A 25,185-nucleotide genomic window follows, 5' to 3' on the forward strand; every position below is an offset into this window, starting at 1 on the left:
AGGAGTGGGGATTTTTTTGTTCATCGTAACCTTATGCATATGGGGCCAGAAGAGGCTCTTAAGTACACTCTAAAATTACATGGTGTCATTGCGAATGCAAAGAGCAACTATGGTTGGCTCGACAATAATACAGAAATTTTTTCTAAAGCAGGGGTAGAACCATTACATATGATGGGCGAAGGGCGGAAACTAAGAGTTTTTGCTGCTTATCATCCAGACACTATTATTCCCATTTCCTCTAGCAAACACTTGGGTCATTTTTTAGAGGCTCTGGGCCATCCTAAAAAGGATATTCCAGCAGAAAACCAGCCTTTTGCGCGTATGCGCCAGCTTATCCAATACTATCAGCTGGCTAAAGAAAATTTAAATCCGGACCTCACTCCATTCGGGTTTATGAAAGCGTTATTTGATGACAGGTTAGGGATCAAACCCAGTAAAGAAAAAGTATCATCGACTAAAGATAATGCGCATACTGAAGAGGTAGTAGAGTCAGTCAGACACATCCCCTTGAATCAAATCCTTTATGGCCCTCCCGGCACTGGCAAGACCTTTAATACTATCGATTTGGCTGTAAAAATTACTGAGCCGGAGTGGTACCAAACACAGTCTGACGAGCAAGATGGCTCCCCATCTTATGACTCTCTGAAGCAAAAATACGATAAACTGGTTACAGAAAAGCGCATAGTTTTTACCACCTTTCACCAGAGCTTTGCCTACGAAGATTTTATTGAAGGTATCCGCGCGGAGAGTAGTGACAACGGGCAACTAAATTATTCCGTTCACGACGGTGTATTTAAGGAGTTATGCGAGTCCGCCGATGCCAAAGTTACCCGCCAGAGCGGCGAGCAGATTGACCTTAATGGCCGCCGTTTTTGGAAAATGTCCCTGGGCAATACCCTGGAGGACAACGACGATATTTATCAGGAGTGCCTGGAGAATAATTATGTCTTGTTGGGCTATGGCGAGAGTATCGATTTTTCTCGCTGTACTAGCCGCGATTCCGTGCGCAAACAGTTTGAGACGGCCAATAGCCTAGAAATTCAGCAATCTGACTACCCCATCACTGCGGTGCATAACTTCCGCAATACTCTTCGAGTTGGGGATTTGGTGGTTATTTCCGATGGCAACCGCAAGTTTCGCGCAATTGCGGAAATCACCGGCGACTACCAACGACTGGAAACCGATGAGCGTACCGGATACCAGCAGGCGCGCCCGGTAAAATGGCACCGGCAGTACGAACCCAGCCTGCCCCGTGAGCAACTGTTTAAAAAAGCACTCTCACAAAAGACGCTCTACGAACTGCACCCATCGACGATTGATATAGACAAACTTGCAGAGCTATTGGCACCGCAGGATATTAGCGAGCCACAGCAAAAGCCATTGGTTTTGATTATCGACGAAATCAATCGCGGCAATATTTCGCGGATTTTTGGTGAACTGATCACCCTGCTGGAGCCCGCCAAGCGCAAGGGCGCTGAAGATGCCCGCGAAGTGATACTGCCCTACTCCAAAAAAACCTTCGCTGTGCCGCCCAATGTGTACGTAATCGGCACCATGAACACCGCCGATAAATCCCTAGCTCAACTGGACCTGGCCCTGCGCCGCCGCTTTAGCTTTGTAGAAATGCCACCCAATCCCGAGTTATTGGCGGGCACCCAGGTTTACGGTATTGATATCGGTGAGCTGCTCACAACCCTAAACCAGCGTATTGAGGCACTATTGGATCGAGATCACCTGATCGGCCACAGCTACTTTTTACCCCTGTGCGGCCTCCCTTTAGAAGAGCGTGAGAGCAAGCTGGCCTCTATTTTCCAGCAGCAGATACTGCCGCTATTACAGGAGTACTTTTTCGATGACTGGCAGCGTATCGGCTGGGTACTGAACGACCCGGCGAAACATCCGCACCACCGCTTTATTATTGAGGGTGGCCAACAACCTTTAAACGAATTATTCCCTGCGGATATCGCCAGCCAAATCAATGAGCGGCGTTTTTCCCTCAATACAGAGGCCTTTATCCAAGCCGATGCCTATCGCGGCATACTGCCCCCAACTACCGCCACTGCATCACCGAAGTCGCCAGCATTGGAAGAAGCCGAAAGCGAAGTAGCGGTATGATCCAGGTTCGCGAGTACGCCACTCTGCACAGCGATCAAACCAGCTTCGCCAGCCTGGATAGTGCGCGGGTTTCGGCACAAACCCTGGCGTGGCTGCGAGAACTGGGGCAGAGCCAAGGCAGTCGTTTTATTCGGGATAGCGGCGCCCACAGTATCCAACTGGGCAGCTATGTGGGATTTCTGCAAAGCCCCACTGGGGAAGCTATCGAAATTCTGCCGAAAACCCACTGGCAACCACCCTCAGCCAGCGAAGCGCAGCGGAGCCGGCAACTGTTGCAGAAAATGCTCGCTATCAGCCTGGGTATTACCCCCCGCAATGCCGGCCCGGCTGATTTGCAGCAGCAACCGCTGCCCCTGCACGAGTGGATTTTTTCACAGTTCTTGCAAGCCCTGAGCCGACTGTTAAAACGCGGGCTGCGCAGTGACTACCAGCGCCGGGCGGAGGAGAGCCGATTTATTCGTGGCCGCCTAAACATGGCCCGGCAGGCACAACAAACGCCGGACAGGGCCACCTGGTTCCATATTGAGCACGATATTTTCAGCCCTCAAATCCGTGAAAACCGTCTGCTCAAAAGCGCCCTGGAAATTACCCTGAAGCTCTGCGCCACTGCCGATAACTGGCGCTTGGCCAATAGCTTTAATCACCAGATGGCGGCGGTGCCGGCAAGCCCGGCGCCACTAGCCGAACTGCCAAAATGGCGCTCGGACCGGTTGATGCAAAGCTATGAGGCAGTCAAACCCTGGTGCCGTTTAATTTTACAAAACCTCAACGCCAGTTTTACCCAAGGCGAGCATCGCGGTATCGCCCTGCTCTTCCCCATGGAGCGGTTATTTGAGAATTATGTGGCGCACAGCCTGCAACAGACATTGCCACCCGGCACTCGCCTGCACACCCAGGCAAGCAGCCAATACCTGTTAAAGCACAGGCCCGAGGGCACAGAAACCGATAACCGCTGGTTTCAACTTCGTCCGGATTTGTTGCTGGAAAGTGACACCATGGAAAAAGGTCGACCACAAGTAGCCGTGATGGATACCAAGTGGAAATTATTAAATAGCTGCGCCAGCAGCAACGAGAAATACAAACTGAGCCAAGCTGATCTCTACCAGCTCTTTGCCTACGGCAACTATTACATGGATGGCCGGGGCCATATGGCGCTGATCTTTCCCGCCCACGGGGATTTTTGCCAACCCCTGCCGCGCTTTAGTTTTTCCGACAACCTACATCTTTGGGCGCTGCCTTTTAATCTGCATAGCCAACAATTGGTGGCCGGAGACTGGCAAGCGTATTTTCCCAGCTTGCTCCACAGCCCGGAAACAGAGACACTTTTATCCCAATAAAAACGGATTTCCCTTTGGAGACATGTATTACCGTGGAAATGGATTACACAGCAGTACCGAAATTCCAAGAAGAATACGCCGCAAAGATCCCCGCCCTGGCCCTGTTGTGCAATCTGGGCTGGTCGTTTTTACCTCCCGCCGAGGCCAAGCAAGCCCGTAGTGGGCGCCAGGACCAAGTGGTGCTCACGGAGATACTGCGCCGGGAGCTGGGCAAACGGACCTTCCATTTCGCCGGTAAAGAGCAGCCGCTCTCGCAAAAATCCATCGACCACCTGATTGGCATAGTGTGCAGCCCAGCGCTGAACAAAGGCCCGCTGGCGGCCAATGAAGAGTTGTACAACCACCTGCTCTACGGCATTTCGGTGACCGAATTTGTCGATGGCAAAAAAGCCACCCCCACGATAGCCCTGATCGACTGGCACACCATCGAAAACAATCACTTTGCCTTTACCGAGGAATTCAGCGTAACCCGTGCCAGCGGCGTAGAGACCCGCCGCCCGGATATGGTGTGTTTCGTCAACGGTATCCCCCTGGTAGTGATCGAGGCCAAACGCCCGGATGGCAAGAAGGGCCCCTCTATCGACGAGGGTATCTCCCAGAGTCTGCGCAACCAGCGCCACGATGAAATCCCGCAACTGTTCGCCTACAGCCAGTTGTTGTTGTCGGTGAATGGCGACGAGGGCCGCTACGGCACCTGTAATACCCCGGCAAAATTCTGGGCGGCCTGGCGCGAAGAGGATATCGCCGATGAGGAAATGCTGGCGATCAAAAACCGCCCCCTTTCCAGCGAACAAATCCAAACTCTGTTTAAACAGCGCTCCCCATCAGATCTGGACTGGTACCAGACTCTGATCGCCGGCGGCGAGCTGGCCCTGGGCGGCCAGGATCGGTTGCTAATCAGCTTGCTATCACCCCAGCGACTGCTGGAGATGGTCCGTTACTTCACCCTGTTCGATAAAAAGGCCGGCAAAATCGTCGCCCGGTATCAGCAGGTGTTCGGCATTAAACGGCTCTTAGAACGCATTGCCCAACGCGGCAATGATGGTGCGCGAGAGGGCGGCGTAATCTGGCATACCACTGGCTCCGGCAAATCCTTCACCATGGTGTTTTTAAGCAAAGCGCTGATCTTCCAGCCGAGCCTTAAACAGAGCCGCCTGGTTATTGTCACCGACCGGGTGGATCTGGAGCGCCAGCTCAGCAATACCTTTGCCAGCGGCGGCGAACTGGCGGGCAAGAAAGATAAGGAAGCGGCGATGGCTACTTCCGGCAAGCGTTTGGCCCAGCAGATTGGCAGCGGCAATGAGCGCATTATCTTCTCGCTGGTGCAAAAATTTACTGGCGCCACTGCCCTGCCGGAGTGTCGCAACGACAGTGCCGACTTGATTGTGCTGATCGACGAGGGCCACCGCAGTCAGGGCGGCGAAAACCATATCCGTATGCGCCAGGCCCTACCCAATGCCGCCTTTGTGGCCTTTACCGGCACACCCCTGCTGAAAGACGACAAAACCACCAATAAATTCGGCCCCATAGTCCATGCCTATACCATGCAGCGGGCGGTGGAGGATCGCACCGTAACCCCACTGCTGTACGAAGAGCGTATCCCGGACTTGAATGTTAATGAGCGCGCAATTGACCGCTGGTTTGAGCGCATTACGGTGGGCTTGAGCGAGGAGCAGCAGGCAGATTTAAAGCGCAAGTTTGCCCGCAAGGGAGAGATTTACACGGCAGACGATCGCATTCGACTGATTGCTACCGATATCGCCACCCATTTTGTTAAAAACATCGATGCGGGCTTAAAAGGCCAGCTGGCCTGCGATAGCAAGGCCACTGCCATCCAATATAAAAAGTACCTGGATGAGGCCCAGCAACACTGGCCAGAAGCGCAGAAATTTGAATCAGCCGTGGTGATCAGTGCACCAGATACCCGCGAGGGCAACGAGGCGGTAGATGAATCCTCGATGCCGGAGGTGGTGAAGTGGTGGAAAGACAATGTGGGCTCGCAAAATGAACAGCGCTACACCCAGGGAGTGATTGAGCGCTTCGATAAAGACGACTCCCTGAAATTGCTGATTGTGGTGGACAAACTACTGACAGGATTCGATGAGCCCAAAAATACGGTGCTGTATATCGATAAGCCGCTCAAGGAACACAACCTGATCCAGGCGATCGCGCGGGTCAACCGCCTGCACCCGGATAAAAAATTTGGCCTGCTAATCGATTACCGGGGCATCCTGGCAGAGCTGGATACCACCATGCAGAAATACCAGGATCTGGCCGCGCGCACCCAGGGCGGTTACGATATCGACGATATCGCCGGGCTCTATAGCCCCATGAGCAGCGAGTACAAGCGCCTGCCCCTGCTGTATAAAAACCTTTGGGGCATTTTCGCCGGTGTGAAAAATAAGCAGGACACCGAGCAACTGCGTCAGGTGATAGTGCCCAAAATTGAACAGCGCAATGGTGAATTGGTCGATATAAACCTAAAAGTGCGCGAGGACTTCTACGAAGCACTCACCCACTTCACCACCTGCCTGAAAGTAGCCCTGCAATCGGCCACCTTCTTCGAAGACAAAAGCTTTAGCGATAGTGATCGCCAGCACTACAAACAGACGGTTAAACAATTTGCCAGTTTGCGCCAATGGGCGCTGCAGCAAACCGGAATCTCTGTGGACTATGACCAATACGCGGCCCAGGTAAAAAACCTGTTGGATAAGCATGTGGTGGGGGTGGAAATCTTAGAGCCCGAGGGTAAATACGAAGTCAATAAAATGGGCAAAGCGGAGCGGCCTGAAGATTGGGAGGAGGACAAAACCCGCAACGAAACCGATATTATTAAAACCCGCGTAACCCGCATGATCGAACAGGAGTTGCGCGACGATCCCTATGCCCAGGAAGCCTTTTCCAAGTTACTGCTGCAAGCCATTGAGGAGGCGGAAAAACTGTTCGATCACCCACACAAGCAGTACTTACTGTTCGAAGCGCTGGAATCCCAGGTAAAAGCCCGCAACCTGGATGAAATCCCCAACGTCTTTGCCGATAACCGCCACGCCCAGGCCTATTTTGGTGTATTCAAGAAAAACCTGCCGGAAGTTTTTGCGGTTGGTGATAGCCAGGTACAGGATAAGTGGATCAAGCTGGCCTTCGAGATCGATACAATGGTTGCCCAGTCCGTAATGGAGCACTCCATCAGCCCGCAAAATATTGAGAAGGATATCCATAAAAAGCTGATGCCCAAATTATTTATGGAGTGCAAATCCATCGGCAGTGGTATGGTGCAGGCCAAGAAAATGGTGGAGATGATCCTACAGATCACCCGCGTTGGTTTAAGCGGAGACTAACCTCGGCATGAATGTGCCCATTACTTCCCCCCAACTAACCCCAACTCTCGGCAACTGAGCTTTGCCTATGGGGATGAGCGCATCACTTTTGAATGCCTACCCCGCTCCCAGGCCAACGGGCGAGTGCTGATCAAAGTACACCCAGACTGCCGTGTGGTGGTCAGCGCACCGGAACCTATCGATAACGATGCGGTATTAAAAGCGGTAAAAAAACGCGGGCGCTGGATTTACCAGCAGCTACGAGATTTCCGCAAAGCGCTGGAATATATAACGCCACGGCAATATATCAGCGGCGAGAGCCACTACTATCTGGGCAAGCAATATCTGCTGAAAGTGATTGAACCTGAAGACACCCAACAACAGGTGAAATTACTGCGCGGCAAGCTGGAAGTATCCGTGCGTAAAAAAGATCCCGAAAGAGTGCGCCTGCTTTTGACGGAGTGGTATAAGGCGCGCGCCAAAGAAATTTTTCACCGCCGCCTGGATACTCTGCTTGAGCAGACCCTGTGGGTTTCCGGGCGCCCACCACTGCGTATCCTCAGCATGAAAACCCAGTGGGGCAGCTGCTCACCGCAAGGGCGTATTACCCTCAATCCCCACCTGGTAAAAGCACCACGCCAGTGCATCGACTATGTCATTTTGCACGAGCTCTGCCATATCGCCGAACACAACCACGGCGAGCGATTTTACCGTTTAATGAATCAAGTGATGCCCAAGTGGGAAGGCACGAAAAACAAGCTGGATGCTATGGCGAATTTGATTCTAGGTGATACCCTGCCCCACTCTTTTAACCGATAATATTTTTAACTTTCGTATGGAATCGACCGCCACTTCAGGGAAAGATCAGATGAGTAAAACAGCGTGGGTGACCAGTGCCATCTCCCAAGCGGATACCCTTTGGCAAAATTCGCGTAAATCAATCGAAGGTAAACCCTTTAGCGATGTACAGGATGCGGATGGGCTCCAGTATGTGGATCTGGTAATGGAAGGCGGTGGCATGCTTGGCATTGCCCTGGTGGGCTACACCTATATCCTTGAGAGGGCTGGCATTCGCTTTCGCAAAGTTGCAGGTACCTCTGCAGGCGCCATCAATGCACTGTTTTTGGCCGCTGCCGGTACGCCGGGCTCACGTAAGAGCGAAAAGTTACTGGATATTATGGCCAAGGCAGACTTTGCCAGTTTTGAGGATGGTGAACGCTTTGCACGCAAAACAGTTCAGCGCCTGCTCAAAGGCAAAGGGCTTTTTAGTAGCCTGGCACTACATCCATTCGACTCCCTGCGTACCTGCAAGCAGCTGCTGAAAGAAAAAGGCCTCAATCCTGGCGATGCTTTTACCCAATGGCTACAAGAGGAACTGCGCCAGCTGGGCATTACCAATACGGCACAACTCAACCAGCGTATCAATCAGTTTCCCACCCTTCACTACCGGGGGAGCCCGATCCCATAGTAGGCAATGCAGAGGTGGCTTTGGTTGCGGCGGATATTACCACTGAAACACGAGCCGTATTCCCAGCCAAGGCACCGCTCTATTTCAGTAACCCGGATGCGGTGAATCCCGCCGAGTTCGTCCGGGCTTCCATGTCTGTGCCGGGCTTTTTCAAACCTTACACTGTGAAGGATATTCCCCAGCTGGATGAATGCAGTTCAGTGGCCGAGAACTGGCGTAGTATAAAAGGGATTGGCGATCCCCGGCTGTTCTTTAAAAATGGTTTCCCTAAAGAGATTCAGTTTGTTGATGGCGGCCTGGTATCCAACTTCCCCTTTGATATCTTCCACAAGCCAGTCGGTACTCCCAAGCTACCCACTTTTGGTATCAAGCTGGAGGTGGACCACTACCAGCCCAAGTCTGGCAAGGTGGGGCGCTTTGCCATGGGGCTAATCAATACCTGCCGTAATATGCTCGACAACCATGTGCGGGCAAGCCTGAATGCGGAGTACCACACACTGGTAAAAGAGATCGCTATAGAACCGATGACCAGCGGTGAGCACCCCCACTGGCTGGACTTCGCAATGCCAGGAAAACACTGTGAGCACTTGTTCTTATCGGGCGTTAGAGCTGCGATTGAGTTCTTAAGCAGCGGTTTCCAATGGGAGGATTATCTGGTTCTGCGCCAACCGGAAGTCTTCTTCTCAGGGGAGCAACTGGCTTAAAAGAAGAAAGCCGGGTAGAACTACCCGGCCAGGGCTGTTATTAAGTGGTCAGAAAGAACGACGGCGGTAACTGCGATAGTCGGCCTGCCAAAAGTTACGCTTGAGAGATTTCTCCAGATGCTCATGGCTCACTTTGGGCGCAACTCCATCGAGCTGTGCCTGGGCAGCCACAGCCCTGGCGATATCAATGCTCACCTCTCGAATATCATCCAATTGTGGCAATAACGCGCCCTCCCCCTGCTTCACCACTGGCGCCTGCTCTGCCAGAGCGTTGGAGGCTGCCATCAACATGCCGTCGGTAACCCGCGTGGCATTCGCGGCAATCACCCCAAGGCCAATACCCGGGAAAATATACACATTATTGCATTGGGCCACCGGGTGGTGATGTCCATCAATTTCCACTGCGGCAAATGGGCTGCCGGTAGCCACCAGCGCCTCCCCCTTGGTCCAGGTATATATTTCTGTAGGGGTCGCTTCAGCGCGGGAGGTGGGGTTTGACAGCGGCATCACCAGCGGGCGCTCATGGCCCTTCTGTAATGCCTCAATCACCTGCTGGTTAAATAAACCACCCTGTCCGGATACGCCAATAAGAATACTCGGCTTTACCTTGCTAATCAGGCTTTGCAGGTCTGATTCGGCTGCCCCATCCAAGATATCCGGAGACTGGGCCAGTGCAGCCTGGAAATCGTGTAACCCCTTCATATCAGAGGTTACCAACCCATAGCGATCGAACATAAAAATGCGCGAGCGCGCATCTGCATCGCCAAGGCCAGCCTGCACCATAGCGGACACTACCTGCTCGGCAATTCCACAACCGGCGGAACCGGCACCCACAATCAGAACCCGCTGGGCCGTTAATGGCTCCTGCCAGGTTTTGCAGGCGGCCAGAATGGTCCCCAGAGTGACAGCGGCGGTGCCTTGGATATCATCATTGAAACAGCAGATTTGATCCCTGTAGCGTTGCAACAGTGGCATGGCATTGGTCTGGGCAAAATCCTCAAACTGTACCAACACCTTGGGCCAGCGACGCTTTACCGCCTCAATAAACTGCTCTAAGAACTCATCATATTCCTCTTGGGAAATGCGCTCATGACGCCAGCCCATATACATGGGGTCGCCGAGGAGGGTGCGATTATTGGTGCCAACATCCAGGGTGACGGGAAGTGTATAAGCCGGGCTGATACCACCACAGGCGGTGTACAGGGATAGTTTTCCGATAGGAATACCCATTCCACCAATACCCTGATCGCCAAGACCGAGGATACGCTCACCATCGGTCACTACGATAACCTTGACGTTTTCCTTGGTAGCGCTTCGCAAAATATCATCAATATATTCACGGTCTGGGTAAGAGACAAACAGACCGCGATGATTGCGGTAAATGTTAGAAAATTCCTCACAGGCTGCCCCTACGGTGGGCGTATAGATGATCGGCAGCATCTCATCAATATGATGCTCAATCAGGTAAAAGAACAGGGTTTCATTATCGTCCTGAATCCCTCGCAGATATATGTGCTTGTCCAGCCCCGTCTTACATTGCTGGTACTGTAGATAAGCGCGCCGAGCCTGCTCCTCAATCGTTTCGACATTATTTGGCAGAAGCCCGGCCAGGTTGAATTCAAGTCTCTCCTCTAAAGTGAAGGCACTACCTTTATTCAACAGTGGCATCTCCAACAGGGAGGGACCGGCGTGGGGGATATAGAGTGGACGCTTTTCGTTGTTGCTCATAAACCTGCTTTAAGTCTGATACGGCAGATGGAGTAAATTGCGCTCAGCTTTTGCAATCTGACTAAATTAACTAATGCGGGTCAGGATTGTGCGCAAACCTGCCAATCCAGTGGGGCATGGAAGACTATCCATTGTTCCGCGATATAACAAGACCCACCCTTCGGCCTACCCGCCCCTAAAAAAACGCCGCTCAACTATGCTAGCTGTATTTTCACCTAAGGAGGCGGTACCGAAATCAATATCGGCGCCACTCATTTTCTGCCCAGGCAATGGAGCGCCCGGCATGCAAATAAAAAAACTGCAAAGTATTCTGATCGCCCTGTCAGTCGCGTCAGGCCTATATAGCTGCGGAAAAAATAATGGTGAGGTTGAGGAGCAACCTAATAAAAAGAACGAACAAGCCTCACAAGAAAAAAATCAGCGTGAGGTACTTACCGCCATGGCACCGGAGATCAAAGCAGAGATAGAGGCCCAGGAAAGTTCTGACAAACGTATCGCACGCAATGTCTATTTTGGCGATACACATGTCCATACTGGCTGGTCTGTCGACGCGGGGTTGGACGGCGCAATACTCACCCCGGACGATGCTTATCAGTTTGCGCTGGGAAAGGAAGTTACTTCCAACAGCGGACTCAAAGCAAAATTAGACCGACCTTATGATTGGTTTATGATCACCGATCACTCCGACGGCATGGGCGTTATTAGTGAGATAGTCGCTGGCAACCCGGAGATGATGTCCGACCCCACCCTTAAACGCTGGCACGATGCTCTCGCCTCCGGCAGCGAGGAAGCCACCAATGATGCCAAGAGCGAGGTCATTGTTCTCCAGTCCCAAGGCAAACTCCCCAAACAGGTAATGGACCCCAAGTGGATGCGTACCGCTTGGGAGAGAACCGTTGACGCCGCAGAGCGCTATTACAAACCCGGTGAGTTCACTACTTTTATTGCTTTCGAGTGGACGGTCAATGCCGATGGCGGTGATAACCTGCATCGCAACGTCATATTTCGCGATGGAGCCGATCGCACCAAATCACTGATGCCATTGACTACTTTCGACACCCAGAACCCAGTAAAACTCTGGGAATGGATGAAGGCTTATGAGGATAAAACTGGTGGGCGAGTATTAGCGATTCCACACAACGGCAATATGTCCAATGGGCGCATGTTTATCGAGAAGCAGTTTGACGGCTCTCCCCTAACTCCAGAGTGGGCTCGGCTTCGTGCGCGCTATGAGCCACTCTATGAACTTGTTCAGGTAAAAGGGCAGAGTGAGTCTCACCCTGCCCTTTCTCCCGAGGATGAATTCGCTAATTGGGACCTTTGGGACCGCGGTAACCTAATCCTGAAACCCAAACCTCCCGGTGCCTTACAGTACGAGTATTGGCGCGAGGCTCTCAAATCCGGACTGCGCTTGGAGAAAGCCCTGGGCACCAACCCTTTTCAATACGGTGCCAATGCAGGTACAGACACTCACACAGGCCTCTCCACTCCTGATCAGGATAATTTCTACGGTAAGTTCAAAACCCTGGAACCCAGCAATAAACAACGCTGGGCCTTTCCCTTGTTGAAAGGGGTTGGTGGCGAGTACTTTGGATGGGAGCAAGCCGCTTCGGGCATCACTGGTGTATGGGCTAGAGAGAATACCCGCGAAGCCATCTGGGATGCAATGAACCGCAAGGAGACCTTCGCCACCACAGGTCCCCGGATTTCCGTGCGCTTCTTTGGCGGTTATGACTATACGGATGCAGATATCAAAGGAGACATAGTGGCGAATGGCTATAAAAAAGGGGTACCGATGGGGCAAAAGCTGCCTCCCGCCACCGAGGAGCAAAAAGCGACCTTTCTTGTAGCTGTATTGAAAGACCCTCAAGGAGCTAACTTAGACCGAGTGCAAATCATTAAAGGTTGGTTGGATGACAACGGGCTCACAAGGGAAAAGATCTTTAATGTAAAGTGGTCCGGTGGGCGCAAAATAGACAGTGCCGGTAAGATTCCACCTGTAGGTAACACCGTTGATCTGGACACAGCCAAATACTCGAACACTATTGGCGAACCCCAGCTGATTGGGCTATTCAAAGACCCGGAGTTTAACCCCAAGCAAAGCGCTGTCTACTATTTGCGCGCCCTTGAAATACCGACACCTCGCTGGACGCTCTACGATAAGGTGCGTTTTGGCATTGATATGGACGAGAAGGTGCCCCTCATTCAGCAAGGGCGCGCCTTCAGCTCACCAATCTGGTACTCGCCGCAGTAAGCATCGAAAAGATTGCATTACTATTTGATAGAAATAGCAATCTTAACTTCGTTAGGGCTTGCATAGTGCTCAAAATCAGTAGTGTAAGCTCGCTCATGAGGGCAGTCCGGTGCTGAGAAATGACCCCACACTTCCCCCCAGAGATCGATAACTGCCTGGGGCATCTCACCCTGTGCGCCAAATACAAGGTACTTGCCTGGCTCTATATGAACTGTTTTAAAGTCTTCTGACATCTCCGTAGAAAGCATGTCGGAGCAGGCAAAGACATCAAACAAGCCCGTGTGGTCTGACTCATAGTTGGTATACACACCATACACCTTGGGAGTGCCACGCAATTTTGGTGCGGCTTCTGCGCCAAACTTATCCCAAAGGGGGTAATCTTTGCAGTGCCCGGATCTGCCTCATTGGCATTCTTGGTTCTTGTACTAAGCCCCACAAGATCAAAACCTTCAATCTGCTCAACAACCATAGCCATTCCGGATTATCCTCATTATTAATATCGTTAGCATAACAACCTACCGTGAACCTCAGTAGATCGCAATCTTACTGGCTTCGAACATCTATATGTCGAATGATTCCCCTATCGACAATTACAAACTCTACGCCAGACATTTTGACAGTTTCACCCTCTTGAGTAGTGCCCTCAAAGTCAAAATCAAAACGAATAATGCCGGGTTTAACCTCCTCCACTATATTTACAATCCATTCTAACTTGCTATAAGAGCCATGATGGACCCTTTGCATCACCATAATATCTTTCACACCCAGATAGAGTGCGCCATCTCGCGCACAGAATGTGGAAGACTGATCAAATAGATTTTCTATCTCGACAAAATTACTCTGATTTGAAAGGTCAAAGTAATGTTTTGCCAATTCTAATGCCTCTGACATAAACTCACCGTCTTACAAGAATGAAAACTAAGCTATAAATTAATCATCAGTAGGTGCATACTGCATTAAAAAATGTACCGCATCTGTGTGCTGGTTTGGAGAAAAGCACTTCATATCAATACCTCGAAACAGCTTATCCTCAACACCTACAACTTTCTTAAGCCACTCTTTATCAGTCAAAATCGCCACGGCACATATATTTGAGATGCCAACCTCAAATAGGTACTTGAACTTCTCTACAACTGCCGAAAACTCCAGGCCATCGAATGACTCTATTTCTTCGTAAATTGTGATCTTTTCATATTTCTCCCCAAGGGCTTTCATCTGGTCAAATGCCTCAGAAATATCACTTTCAGTAATATCTCCAGATATTTTGAATGCAAGGGCATTAGGTATACCGATATCAATGGTTGTAATCATTTGTTTATTCCTAATTTGAGGTCAGCAATGTCCGAACCCTTAAACCGTGATAGATAGCGGCCAGCCTCTTAAACTTAAAGCTATCTACCACCTTTTCGTTAAAAAAAATTACTGAATAGACTGCCATTGTGCTTTCAGGGCATTGACAAATAGTTTATCCCTGCCATCTACGCCAGAAACATAGAGGATGAAGTCACTACCATCCTTCCTAAGAATGGTGACCGTAGTATTATCCTCCAAGCCCCCCATTCAACCTGGATATCTTCTACTTTGTCATAAGTCGCCACTTCTTTCTGTAATACCCCTTCCTCTTTCCAATAAGAAAATACATGACGTTGAGTGAAGCCGTTCCCATCATCTCTCACAAATAAAAGGGCATCACTATAAAAATATTCAACTTCATCTTTTGGTTTTATTATCCCCTGTCTTTGCATAAACTTAATGTTATCAGCCGAAATTTCGCTGCCATCTATTACCGCTTCGCTCGGAGTCAACCCAACTTCGCCTCCTATTTGAATCACATATAGAGGCAAGCCAAGTAAAATCAATAGAACATGCCTAATACCCCAACGGGAATTATTTATCTCTGCAGATGATTTGGCACCATTAACAAAAATCATATAATTTGCTAGAGGCAATATAGCTAATGCACTTATCAGCAAGGATAGCAAGACGTAATCTGTAATATGTCCTAAAATCGACGAGACTAGAAAGATTATAGCCAATAGGATTGCCAATTTTTTACCAGGCAAGTGAGAAACACCAAAACGGTCTACGCTATCCTCTTTTAGATTGTTCCAAAGGGGAAATACCAAAATTCGTTAAATATCCCTCTGGCAACCGGCATGATTGCGCTGTTCTCCTGTACCCGAATATACTTAAAATTCCTATAGAACCAATAGACACCAAATAATCCAAAAGTAAAAATCCACATCGCTATCAACTTACCTAGAGAAACTGGGTAATAAATCGCGTCTTGTTTAACTGGATATTTCCACCTTTCATAACGCCACATAAAAATAAGCAGCACATAGAAAGATGCATATATATAAATAAATGTGGCGACAGACAACTGAGACACCAACCCCCTTCGCCCTCATTTACTATAGAAGAATTTGTATACCGTTTGTAGACACCATAGCTCAAGTGATTTTCTACCCTTTCAATTGCCTCAATGTAAGACTTGTAATCTTCAGCCTTAACATGATCAATCTTGCTTTGGTATGAATACTCTAACCTCAGTTTTTTAGTGGCTTCCTGATAATCAACGGTATTCTTGAAGTGGAAAAATTTGTTATCTTCCTCAAAAAACTCATTATCAAAGGACCAATCATCCCCTTCAAAGTTGACTTCGATGATCTGCTCGATTAGCTCCGGATACAATAATTCTAGAGGGTGCCGCCTATTCCTATCATCATATTTTGAAATCGCCGAACTGACAATATTTGCATAAAAATCAACTTCATACCGCTCTCTTTCAGGCTTATTCTCCCAGAACTCTTCAATCCTATATTGCTCGGTATAAGAAAAAATATTCCTCTCAAGATCATCTTCAAATTCAACTATAGTTTCAACTTCAATACCAGGATAATAGCCTTCAAAAAATTCCAGATATCCATTCTGAATTGAGTCTCGCCCATTACTCGCCAAGCCTCGCCTTTGTCTTTCAGCATTCCATCCATAATTAACAGTCTTTGACTTAAATGCTACAGAGCCTTCAGTAGGAACATTGAACTCATCCTTTACAAACACACCAAATTTTGCAAAAGTCGGGTGCATTTCTGTTAAGTTATCGACGCCAGGTCTTAGTACGAGTGCTTTTCCATAGTCTGGTTGGTGGATTGTATCTAAAGCACCATGCTGATAGCTTCTAGTCGGGTCTACCCAGTACTCTTTACCCTCAAACTCAAAATAGGTAATGACATGATCAAAGGATCTGACACTAGGGATTTTATTCTTTAACTTTGACTCCGTATTAACTAACGCAGGATAACCTATAACTCCTAACTCTTTTAGTAGAGTAAGAAATAGTACGGTTTTATCTTTACAGTCACCATAGCGGTTTCTTAATGTCTCACTCGCCAATCTGGGCTTATGCGAATTTTCCCCCAACTCTATTCCTAAATAACGCACCTCATCCTGAACAAACTTTAGTGCAGCCGATATCTGGGAACCCTTATCTGATGAGTTTGATTTTATATTATCTGCTAGCTTCGAGATATCTTCATTAATATGATATACATCCTCATACAACCCTCTCCCCCAAATACCAACATCTTCCCATGTCTCAGACTCACTAAAGTAAACAGCCCCCCATGGACTAAACCAGGAGGGAGTATCATCATCAGACTTCAAAGGGTCAATTTTACTATCCTGTAAAATAAACTCATTGGCATCACCTAGATTCCGTCGTTTTAATTCTAAATCACTATTTACGATCGAGTACTGGAGAGGATTTGGCTTTTCCCAAAGTATGCGAAGAAAATGACTTTCTAATGGAACAGACCAGTTAAGATTGAAACTATAAGCAAATAGCCCTTGATAGACAGGGTTCATTCCCGAGCGAGTATAGCTATACTCTACAACATCCCCTACCCTAATGTCATCCAGAAGAATATTTAATGTTATTTGGCCACTATAAATCAATTCACTCATTTCTTCTTCACGCTGTATGTAATCCATACGCGCTGTATTGATTTTATTTAACACTTCTCCATTTCGTATAACATTAATAGAGTGCAGAACTACTTTTTGATAGACAGGATCATAGTTAATGCTAATCTGCGAACTCTCATCTACTCCCTCTTGATTAATAATGTTTTCAGCCATCCGGAAGAAATAATCTGGCGCCTTCTCCTCACCCACCTTAACTTGTGTATCTAACAGCAAGTAATGAACTCCATTCTGATTTTTGTCATTTGGAGTCTTACTTACTTCAGGAATAACTACATTTGTTACCCATCCTGGTACAGGTGAGGTTGCAACTTCCTCCTCAGCCCAAATTTTTCCAGCCCCACTCAACAAACAACCAATTAAAACCACTTTTACTAACGAAACAATTCTAATATTCATCTTTCTTTTTAAAGTGTAAAAATACTCACCAACAAAAACGACAACAAATCTACTACCAACTCAAAGTTATTGTTCTCACTACCACTCAAAAGCAGCCTGAAATACCGCCTCACCTGGAACTAAAATACCAACTACCACCCACTTAAGTTGACATCTTCGATTAAAGTATTATCGATTTCCAATCGAATACGGAAAAAACCTTAAACAACATGGTCGACCTCTTATGTTTGCAATAAAACAAATACCACGTAATTTATCATCTCTAAATTAAAAAATATACTTTTTAACTTCTCGAAACCATCCACAACTGTAATAATTATTCAAAAATTGAATATATCCAGATTATATATGCACACAAGCATCTCTATTAATAAGTAGCAACCCTAAACTGAAATGCCCAGACATATTTCTATCGGTAAAAACAGTTCAGCATTCTGAGGTGATGACTTTGAAACTTGTATTTCTACCCGGCCTGGATGGCACTGACATCTTATTTAACGACCTGATAAAAGCACTTCCCAAGACACTAAATTACGAGGCAATTTACCTCCCAGAATTAGAAGGACAAGACTGCTCAGAACAAGCAGTATCACTAGAAAAATTGACAAAGGAAGAAATCCTTTTTCTGGTTGTGGAGTTCTATTCCGGCAGGTTAGCCTATGAGCTATGAAAATTAACAGAGAATAGAGTAAAAGAGATTGTCTTTATTGTCAGCTTTGTCTCACCACCATCAGCCATATCCAGATTTTCTAAATGGCTGTCAGTTTGAATTATGAAACCCAACTTTGTAGGCCGATTGATAGTCAACTTCTCAGGCTTCAATGATTATGACACAGACGAAAAATCTCAGCAGCTTTTTCAGTCATTGAAGCAAACGAATACAGATATACTAAAACAACGATTTATAAATATTACAAAAATAGACACACCAATTCGAAAATTCAGCATAGCTTCGGTTTATATCCGCCCTGTGAATGACTATTTAGTAGTCAAAGAGACTAATTAAAACTTTGAGCTTTCTATTAGAGTCCCTGGAGGTTATTAGCTTGCCAGGCAGACATTTTATCTCGCAGTCTAAGTCAGTTGAATGCGCAGGGATTATAGAACTTACTGCTTATTTAGCACTCAATACCAACAATCACTCCTTGTCAGGGTGATAATTGGCACGGCTTCAAAAACTACTAATTTCGCCCATCTATTACTCACATGAGAGTGCTCCTAAATTTTATTAGCAATTAGCGCCAAAGCAATTGTATCGATCTGATTACCAATACACTTAGAGCCAACAAGAAAATATATGTACTTTTTGAAAAAAATTTTACAGGTATTTAGGCAGGCAATTCCTGCCTAAATAAAGTAGATAAGATTTAATAGAAAGGCCCCATTAGAAAAATGCTCTTAGGGGCCTTTCTATCCGACACTCCTCAACTCACCAATAAGGTGATACAAAAGAGGTCAACCTTATTAGGGCATGGCGCATTGACGATCTGGATATGGGAAGCTCTCATTCAGTGTTCTGTAAGAAGAGCCTGCATCAAGAATCCAATCAAAACCTATCACAGTAGGATTGGTTACTCCAGCGGTTAACGGTCCCTTAAACAAACCATCAAACAAATCATTTTTTGCACGCCAGTCTTTCCATAGCACAAAACCTGATGATGTAGAGAAGTTATCAAAGAAACGGTATTTGTCCTCACTCCCAATAGATCTTGGTAACGGTGGTGCACACAACATCCATTGATGATTACCGTCGATGCTTTTGAAGGCACCAGCAACAAGATTATCAGCGCTTAATCCATTAAAAATAGACTCGCTCAAACCTTGAGTCCTGGCTAATGCTTTCAGCCCCTCCGTATCCAGCAAGGCTAGTTTCGCCAAAGTAATGGCATTTGCTACTACTGGATACTCACTCACACTGTAGTCGCCATTACCATCCAGGCGCATCTCTGCTGTGACTCGATAAGCCATATCTGGGATTTTAACCAAATGCTGAGTATTGGATTCATTTTTCGAATACCAGGTATTCAGCGCAGTATCGGTCATGGGTGCATCAAGCAGGTCGAGTAACTCCTTGAATTCGGTGGGCAGCACATCTTCCACCTCTTCAATCGCATACTCCTTTACCTCCCCTTTTAACCCATCAATTGCCTTTCGGAGCTCTTCTCTGGCATTGCGTACCGTAAGAGGAATTGGCGCATTATCAAGAACCGTCAAAACATCAGACAGGGAATCGATCATACTATCGACATTTTGCCAAATATCACAAACTTGCGATGGTACCCCAATAAAAGTTGGGCCATAACAATATACCCAATCAGTTAAAGGATCTACACTACTAGCATTCTTATCCATGGTATTTACCATCATGGTAGCGGTAGTGCGTGTATATTCCAACATTGCAACATCAACCCCTGATTTCCACATCTCAAATTTGGACTGGATCGGACTAACATTACTATTCAGAAGCTGCAAAAGATCGATGGCGGCATCTGCAATGGCATGCAGATTTTTCTGTGCTTTTTGCATTTCCGCATGAGCTTCTCTAGCATCCTCAATATTTTGTTTAGCCAAATCATTGGCTTCTTCTTCTAGATCATGAATAACTTTAAGCGCTGCATATTCGCTGGCGTGAACAGTCTTTGCAAGGCTCTCGCATACATCTACATCATCTGAGATGAGCTTATCAGCCTGCATACTGATTATCATTTTTTCTGATTCCGCCTCACGAACCCAAAAATGATCTACAACATTGTGATCTAAAGATACACGCATCTTCCAATCATATTTTTTGTCATTAATAAGAGGAATAAAAATATTACTTGATGCAATAGGAATAAATGGTGCCTGAGTGTTTTCTCGTGCTAAATTCAAAACATCTGTAACACCATCAATCATATATGTTAGATGTCTAGGGTATCTACTATTAAAGGGGACTTCGCTCTCTATTTTTCTATGCTGCTCATAGAGGTATTGGTCTGAGAAAAGTTGATGTGCTGAAATATCAAAATCTCTCGCATACCAGTGCTCATCACCATCACCATCAAATAGACTCCCCGGGTTCAAAGCTAACTTTACCAGGTCCTCTACACCATCAACACCCAACATGTTAGCAATAGGATCAAGGTCAATTGACTTGTCAATCAGACCAGCGGGGTCAATTGTTTTAAGGGCAAACTCACAACCTTTTGCCGTTACTTCTGTGCGCCAGTCCAGCTGGGCCTTCTCTAACTCATGCTTTTTGTTGACTAGCTTGGTATGTGAGCTTTGCACCTTATCTAAGGCATCTGCTACCCCATCAAAGCCACGCCCCTCAAAATCAAGCCTGTACTTTAGTAAGTTATTACTTATTGATTGAGCTTTATCGATACCTATATTGACTTCATCAATAAAATCATTGGCAATGTTATTCAAATCACTAGCCATTGACTCTGGCATCTCATAACCAGTCCAATCCTTAATAAGGTATTGGGTTACCCATACATCAATGGTGTGCCAATAGCCATTTGCATCAATTGCCTGGTTATATAGCTGTTCCCTGAACTTTGAAATTGAAGCCAAGTGAGATGCCAGGGGTTTTTTCCATACTGTTCTGTTGGAATATCAGCATAAATAAGCTTGTCTCGAAGAAACTCAAACAGCTCATCATCATTGAGATCAATTCTTTGGTGAGGCTCACCGAGGATCTTTCCGAGGTGATCACGCAGAATAGGTACCCTGGAATCAATATAAGATTCAAGAGCTATATGGCGCTTTTCATTTAAACTTTCACCATCAAAAATAGCAAAAATATCACCCGAGTACTGGTTTACATAGGTGTGAGCGAATACATCCGCTGAGGCATGCCCGAGGTATCCATAGATATAAGCTTTTCCTATATTAGAGGTGTCCTTCTGGGTCAGCAAGTACTTTAGCCAATCGTCTGTGTTATAACGCGTGCTATCCTCTTGAACTATCGCATCACCAGCCTCATTTTTATCCAGTGCTCCAGGGTGAACGCTGGTCTGCCCAACTACAAAATCGGGAGAAGCATCGGGCCCAATATTGCCAAGCAGATAAGCGGACTGATTCTTAAGAATCGCTGAAGAAACATCATCTGGAACATCGATATCATAGTAATTATTATTGATTTCAAAAGTCAGCTTGCCATCATCAGCAAGATCATTGATTACTTGTTGACCAACAAATACATGACTCTTTAACTTAAAAGCCCAGCTCTGATTAGTTGCCAACAACCCCAAAAGAAGGCAGGCAAACTGCCCCCCTATCCCCTTTTTTCTAGCAAACATCCGATATACTTCTTAATGATAAAAGAAGGATTGTATCAAGCTTAGGATCTTATATATAGTTAAAGATTAACTGTTCATCCTTTATCCATTGCCTACAAAATTTATAAGGCGAACAAATTTTACACAGACTTATAGGGTAGGTCTGTTTAATTAGACATTCAGCAATAATTTGGTTTAAATTTTCAACATTCTTAATATAATTTAAATACTAATCAAATTCGTGAATTAATTACTTGTTTGGATGATAATTAGCACTACTCCAGGCATTATTAATTTCATCCGCCTGCTGTTGAGCATTAAAGTGCTCCCAAGTGATACCATTAACATCCTTTTCTTGGGTAAAAGCGGTTGCAGCCGGATCTTCCCATCCCAAGTGCCTAAGAGTCCCAGATCTGCACTTTGGGTCTTTGCGGACAGATAGGTTCAGTGAGTCGGTGCGCCATAAAGCATATTCACCGGCAACATAAGAGCACGGGGCGCAGTTTAGGCGAGTACTATAATCTTGTACTGTTTCCTCAATTCTATCAGTGGACAGTGCTATATGTAGTTTTTTCATACTTTGCTCTTTAGCCAGAGTGTTTTCAGAAAAGTCAGTTACTTCCTGCAGCACCTGCTTCGAGTTGCTTTTGTACTTTATCCAGGTTAAAAGACCCCGGTACTTGACTGGGAGGGTACTCCTTCATCGTTTGTAAGAATTTGGCAGCGAGCTGCTGCATCGGCACCAGCACAAAAGCTCTGTCAATAAACCAATCGTTATAGGTATTGGAGTTATGCTGCGCTTTTTCGAAAGGGTCCTGACGCAGGTTAAATAGAAGAGGAACCCGCAATTCCGTAAAAGGTTCACGCCAGACTTCAAAACCCTTTCCGCGGTTTTCCAGGAAAATGGCCTTCCAGGGTTCATAACGCATAGCTACTATCTGTCCATCGTCGTTCACATAGATAAATTCCTTGCGAGGTGATAGCTTTGCCTTGCCGGTGAAGTAATCCATCATATTGTAACCATCGACATAGTTTCGATATTGCCGACCTTCCAGCTCCACCCCTGACTTTAATTGCTCTTTAATATTGGGATTTCCACCTGCAGCAGCCAGAGTAGGCAACCAGTCTTCATGTGAAACAATACCGGTTAATGTGGTTCCTGCCGGGAATTTACCCGGCCAGCGTACAAAGGCAGGGACCCGATAGGCCCCCTCCCAGTTTGAGTTCTTTTCACTGCGGAAGGGGGTAGTCGCTGCATCAGGCCATGTATTGAAATGAGGACCGTTATCGGTTGAATAGAACACGATGGTATTATCGGCAATTTGCAGGCGATCCAGCAGGCTGAGTAACTTCCCTACCAGGATATCGTGCTCCACCATACCGTCCATATATTCATTACTGTTCGGGCCCGCCAGATTTGTATGCTCCTCCCGTACATGAGTGCGAAAGTGCATTCGGGTGGCATTCCACCACACAAAGAATGGCTTTCCGTCCTGGTGAGCACGCTCGATAAAGTCTATGGCCGCAGCAAGAGTCTCATCATCAATGGTTTCCATCCGTTTCTTGGTCAGTGGGCCGGTATCTTCAATAGTGCCCCCAGCGAAGGACTTTATGACTCCACGAGGACCAAACTTTTTGCGGAACTCTGGATCTTTGGGATAGTCACGATTTTCCGGCTCTTCCTCCGCATTGAGGTGATAGAGATTTCCAAAAAATTCGTCAAAGCCGTGATTAGTCGGCAGGTGCTCATCCAGGTCACCTTGGTGATTCTTGCCAAACTGCCCTGTAACATATCCAAGGCTTTTCATCACCGTAGCGATTGTCGCATCACTCTTTTGCCATCCCTCTTTGGCTCCCGGGAGTCCTACTTTGGTCATTCCAGTTCGCACCGGAACGTTGCCTGCCAGGAAAGCTGCACGCCCAGCAGTACAAGATTGCTGGCCGTAGTAATCGGTAAATGACAACCCTTCAACTGCCAACCGATCGATATTTGGGGTCGCGTATCCCATCATGCCGCGACTGTTAAAGCTGATATTCCAGATACCGATATCATCTCCCCAGATCACCAGGATATTTGGTTTTTCTGGCATTTGAGGTTGGGGTTTACCTTGCTGGGACTGAGCTTGAGCAGGGCTCTCCGGTTGTTTTTCAAGTTGCTCTTGTTCTCCGAGTTGGGGCTGAGGCTGAGGCTGAGGCTGAGCATTAACTTGCCACTGAAGACAGCAAAGTAAACCAATAGCCACTGCTACTCGTCGCGACAGCAGGAAAAGTGAATACATGACGGACCTCATCACTCGCTTTGCGGGCTCATATCAAAACAAAAGCACCTTGCCTGATATCCAGAATATGACCCCTGTTATTGGTGCCAGAGTTCAAATCTTGCACTTTCTTTGAGGGGTAATACAGCAAGATTAGACAAGTCTTTACCCATTGGTGCCTGCTATACCAACACTGCTCGATATGCTTCCCTGGCGAAAGATTTGATTAATTTGGCGCATGTACTTTTTCACCATTTCTGTCCTCTTTTTCGGCGGTTTGTACGACGGGAAATATCACCTTCCAGTCCTTGGCCATATCTACAACCGTCCAGCCATTGGGTTTCGCAGCTTTTAGCGCTTTATCCAAGCGTCCCACCCTGGAATTGCGATCATAAGCCCACTCCCTTTTTGCATCGGTATGATGAATCAACATCCCAAAACGCGGCCCAGGGCCTGATGTTACCCACTCCAACATCTGCAGGTCCCCATCGGAGTTTCCAGCGGCAAAAATCGGACGGCGGCCAATCATCTGGCTAATACCGATAGGTTTGCCTTCTTTATCATTCACAAATTCGACATCATCAGTAGTGATAACACGCGGCTTGCCATCACCATCCTCATAGCGGGCTTTCAGTCGGCTACCAACAACCTGCTCTGGAGGAATACCGTATAGCTGTTCAGAAAACACACGGATAAAATCTGCGCCACCTCCAGAAACTATATAAATTTTAAATCCTTTCGAGCGCAGGAAATTTAATAGCTCTCGCATTGGCTGGTAGTACATAGCAATGTAGTGCTTTCCTGTGAGCGGATTTCTGGCTGTATTAAGCCAGGAAGCAACAACTTTATTAAATTCTTCTCTGGTCATATCGGCATGAGTCGCACCGATCATTTTCTCCAAACCGGTTCTTCCCTGTGCCAACAAGGTGATCATGTCATCGTTGAGAATCGCCGCAAAAGGCTGCTCCGACTTCCATTCAGGGTGTTCCGGTGCCAACCGCTTTACTTCATCCATAGCAAAGAGCAGCTGAAAGTAGGCTGGCTTTTCTGCCCATAAGGTTCCATCGTTATCAAATACGGCTATACGTTGTTCAGGAGGGATGAAATCTGCGCTACCTTCCTGAGTGACCTTATCGATGAATGTTACGATAGCGGACTTTGCAGTAGTACTATTCCATGAAGGAAGTGGCGCACTACCACGTTCGTTAGCAAAGCAGGCATATGCTGACACGAGTAAGCCATATGCAAACAGATACGCTTGAATCCTGACCATACCCACAAACCACCCTAATGGTTAAACGTTACTCTTTGGCGGCGAATGAACTAATCTTGCTTTAGCAATCCCAGAGCCGAACT

General features: G+C 47.1%; 19 protein-coding genes. 8 read left to right on the plus strand and 11 right to left on the minus strand.

Going from position 1 to position 25,185, the window contains the following annotated elements; all coding sequences use genetic code 11:
* Nucleotides 1-33: 33 nt before the first annotated feature.
* The 6 genes from P3339_RS13965 to P3339_RS13990 all read left to right on the plus strand — a co-directional run bounded on the left by P3339_RS13965 (nt 34) and on the right by P3339_RS13990 (nt 8,941).
* Complete coding sequence (locus P3339_RS13965) at nt 34-2,115, plus strand: DUF8426 domain-containing protein (protein WP_282950886.1); 2,082 nt, start codon at nt 34-36, stop codon at nt 2,113-2,115.
* On the plus strand, nt 2,112-3,452 hold the full coding sequence (locus P3339_RS13970) for an McrC family protein (RefSeq protein ID WP_282950887.1): 1,341 nt from the start codon (nt 2,112-2,114) through the stop codon (nt 3,450-3,452). Before P3339_RS13965 ends, P3339_RS13970 begins: the two co-directional genes overlap by 4 nt.
* A gap of 14 nt (nt 3,453-3,466) precedes the next feature.
* The gene (locus tag P3339_RS13975) at nt 3,467-6,790 is read left to right on the plus strand and encodes a type I restriction endonuclease subunit R (RefSeq protein WP_282950888.1); all 3,324 of its coding nucleotides are present in this window, start codon (nt 3,467-3,469) and stop codon (nt 6,788-6,790) included.
* Between the two features lie 123 nt (nt 6,791-6,913).
* The gene (locus P3339_RS13980) at nt 6,914-7,588 is read left to right on the plus strand and encodes a M48 family metallopeptidase (RefSeq protein WP_282950889.1); all 675 of its coding nucleotides are present in this window, start codon (nt 6,914-6,916) and stop codon (nt 7,586-7,588) included.
* A gap of 49 nt (nt 7,589-7,637) precedes the next feature.
* Entirely contained in the window at nt 7,638-8,237 is a 600-nt protein-coding gene (locus tag P3339_RS13985; RefSeq protein WP_282950890.1) for a patatin-like phospholipase family protein, read from the plus strand.
* Nucleotides 8,238-8,251: 14 nt separating this feature from the next.
* Entirely contained in the window at nt 8,252-8,941 is a 690-nt protein-coding gene (locus tag P3339_RS13990; protein ID WP_282950891.1) for a patatin-like phospholipase family protein, read from the plus strand.
* 48 nt (nt 8,942-8,989) lie between these two features.
* On the opposite strand, the gene P3339_RS13995 is transcribed toward P3339_RS13990, so the two are convergent.
* Nucleotides 8,990-10,669 (minus strand): NAD-dependent malic enzyme, encoded by a 1,680-nt coding sequence (locus P3339_RS13995; protein WP_282950892.1) that lies wholly within the window; start codon nt 10,667-10,669, stop codon nt 8,990-8,992.
* Between the two features lie 283 nt (nt 10,670-10,952).
* Between P3339_RS13995 and P3339_RS14000 the strand changes: the two genes are divergently transcribed.
* On the plus strand, nt 10,953-12,923 hold the full coding sequence (locus tag P3339_RS14000) for a DUF3604 domain-containing protein (protein WP_282950893.1): 1,971 nt from the start codon (nt 10,953-10,955) through the stop codon (nt 12,921-12,923).
* Between the two features lie 20 nt (nt 12,924-12,943).
* Here the strand turns inward: P3339_RS14000 and P3339_RS14005 are convergent, their stop codons facing one another.
* The 5 genes from P3339_RS14005 to P3339_RS14025 form a co-directional block, all read right to left on the minus strand.
* Nucleotides 12,944-13,240, minus strand: coding sequence for a GyrI-like domain-containing protein (locus tag P3339_RS14005; RefSeq protein ID WP_282953596.1), 297 nt, complete (start codon nt 13,238-13,240; stop codon nt 12,944-12,946).
* A gap of 226 nt (nt 13,241-13,466) precedes the next feature.
* The gene (locus P3339_RS14010; RefSeq protein ID WP_282950894.1) at nt 13,467-13,814 is read right to left on the minus strand and encodes a hypothetical protein; all 348 of its coding nucleotides are present in this window, start codon (nt 13,812-13,814) and stop codon (nt 13,467-13,469) included.
* Nucleotides 13,815-13,853: 39 nt separating this feature from the next.
* On the minus strand, nt 13,854-14,234 hold the full coding sequence (locus tag P3339_RS14015) for a SpoIIAA family protein (protein ID WP_020415040.1): 381 nt from the start codon (nt 14,232-14,234) through the stop codon (nt 13,854-13,856).
* A 167-nt stretch (nt 14,235-14,401) separates the two neighbouring features.
* The gene (locus P3339_RS14020; protein ID WP_282950895.1) at nt 14,402-15,049 is read right to left on the minus strand and encodes a hypothetical protein; all 648 of its coding nucleotides are present in this window, start codon (nt 15,047-15,049) and stop codon (nt 14,402-14,404) included.
* A gap of 133 nt (nt 15,050-15,182) precedes the next feature.
* Nucleotides 15,183-17,306 (minus strand): DUF3857 domain-containing transglutaminase family protein, encoded by a 2,124-nt coding sequence (locus tag P3339_RS14025; protein ID WP_282950896.1) that lies wholly within the window; start codon nt 17,304-17,306, stop codon nt 15,183-15,185.
* Between the two features lie 448 nt (nt 17,307-17,754).
* Here P3339_RS14025 and P3339_RS14030 point away from each other — a divergent pair, with 448 nt between their 5' ends.
* The gene (locus tag P3339_RS14030; protein WP_282950897.1) at nt 17,755-17,976 is read left to right on the plus strand and encodes a hypothetical protein; all 222 of its coding nucleotides are present in this window, start codon (nt 17,755-17,757) and stop codon (nt 17,974-17,976) included.
* Between the two features lie 794 nt (nt 17,977-18,770).
* Here the strand turns inward: P3339_RS14030 and P3339_RS14035 are convergent.
* The 5 genes from P3339_RS14035 to P3339_RS14055 all read right to left on the minus strand — a co-directional run bounded on the left by P3339_RS14035 (nt 18,771) and on the right by P3339_RS14055 (nt 25,102).
* Nucleotides 18,771-20,864 carry a hypothetical protein gene (locus P3339_RS14035; RefSeq protein ID WP_282950898.1) on the minus strand — a complete coding sequence of 698 codons (2,094 nt, stop codon included), beginning with the start codon at nt 20,862-20,864 and terminating at the stop codon, nt 18,771-18,773.
* Nucleotides 20,777-21,592 carry a zinc dependent phospholipase C family protein gene (locus tag P3339_RS14040; protein WP_282950899.1) on the minus strand — a complete coding sequence of 272 codons (816 nt, stop codon included), beginning with the start codon at nt 21,590-21,592 and terminating at the stop codon, nt 20,777-20,779. The genes P3339_RS14035 and P3339_RS14040 overlap by 88 nt, the downstream gene beginning before the upstream one ends.
* Nucleotides 21,593-21,821: 229 nt before the next feature.
* A complete protein-coding gene (locus tag P3339_RS14045; RefSeq protein WP_282950900.1) occupies nt 21,822-22,148 on the minus strand; it encodes a hypothetical protein in 327 nt (108 codons plus the stop codon).
* Between the two features lie 34 nt (nt 22,149-22,182).
* Nucleotides 22,183-23,661, minus strand: coding sequence for an arylsulfatase (locus tag P3339_RS14050; protein ID WP_282953597.1), 1,479 nt, complete (start codon nt 23,659-23,661; stop codon nt 22,183-22,185).
* 394 nt (nt 23,662-24,055) lie between these two features.
* Nucleotides 24,056-25,102: an HAD family hydrolase gene (locus P3339_RS14055; protein ID WP_282950901.1), complete on the minus strand. Its 1,047-nt coding sequence runs from the start codon at nt 25,100-25,102 to the stop codon at nt 24,056-24,058.
* Nucleotides 25,103-25,185 lie beyond the last annotated feature (83 nt).

It is taken from the genome of Microbulbifer sp. MLAF003 (assembly GCF_030012965.1).
Lineage (GTDB): Bacteria > Pseudomonadota > Gammaproteobacteria > Pseudomonadales > Cellvibrionaceae > Microbulbifer > Microbulbifer variabilis.

What these genes read in the sequence shown, in the direction of transcription:
- P3339_RS13965 (WP_282950886.1), top strand. Translation starts at nt 34, where the DNA reads ATGCATATGGGGCCAGAAGAGGCTCTTAAGTACACTCTAAAATTACAT.
- P3339_RS13970 (WP_282950887.1), top strand. Translation starts at nt 2,112, where the DNA reads ATGATCCAGGTTCGCGAGTACGCCACTCTGCACAGCGATCAAACCAGC.
- P3339_RS13985 (WP_282950890.1), top strand. Translation starts at nt 7,638, where the DNA reads ATGAGTAAAACAGCGTGGGTGACCAGTGCCATCTCCCAAGCGGATACC.
- P3339_RS13995 (WP_282950892.1), bottom strand. Translation starts at nt 10,669, where the DNA reads ATGAGCAACAACGAAAAGCGTCCACTCTATATCCCCCACGCCGGTCCC.
- P3339_RS14000 (WP_282950893.1), top strand. Translation starts at nt 10,953, where the DNA reads ATGCAAATAAAAAAACTGCAAAGTATTCTGATCGCCCTGTCAGTCGCG.
- P3339_RS14010 (WP_282950894.1), bottom strand. Translation starts at nt 13,814, where the DNA reads ATGTCAGAGGCATTAGAATTGGCAAAACATTACTTTGACCTTTCAAAT.
- P3339_RS14015 (WP_020415040.1), bottom strand. Translation starts at nt 14,234, where the DNA reads ATGATTACAACCATTGATATCGGTATACCTAATGCCCTTGCATTCAAA.
- P3339_RS14025 (WP_282950896.1), bottom strand. Translation starts at nt 17,306, where the DNA reads ATGAATATTAGAATTGTTTCGTTAGTAAAAGTGGTTTTAATTGGTTGT.
- P3339_RS14040 (WP_282950899.1), bottom strand. Translation starts at nt 21,592, where the DNA reads ATGTTTGCTAGAAAAAAGGGGATAGGGGGGCAGTTTGCCTGCCTTCTT.
- P3339_RS14045 (WP_282950900.1), bottom strand. Translation starts at nt 22,148, where the DNA reads ATGAAAAAACTACATATAGCACTGTCCACTGATAGAATTGAGGAAACA.
- P3339_RS14050 (WP_282953597.1), bottom strand. Translation starts at nt 23,661, where the DNA reads ATGCCAGAAAAACCAAATATCCTGGTGATCTGGGGAGATGATATCGGT.
- P3339_RS14055 (WP_282950901.1), bottom strand. Translation starts at nt 25,102, where the DNA reads ATGGTCAGGATTCAAGCGTATCTGTTTGCATATGGCTTACTCGTGTCA.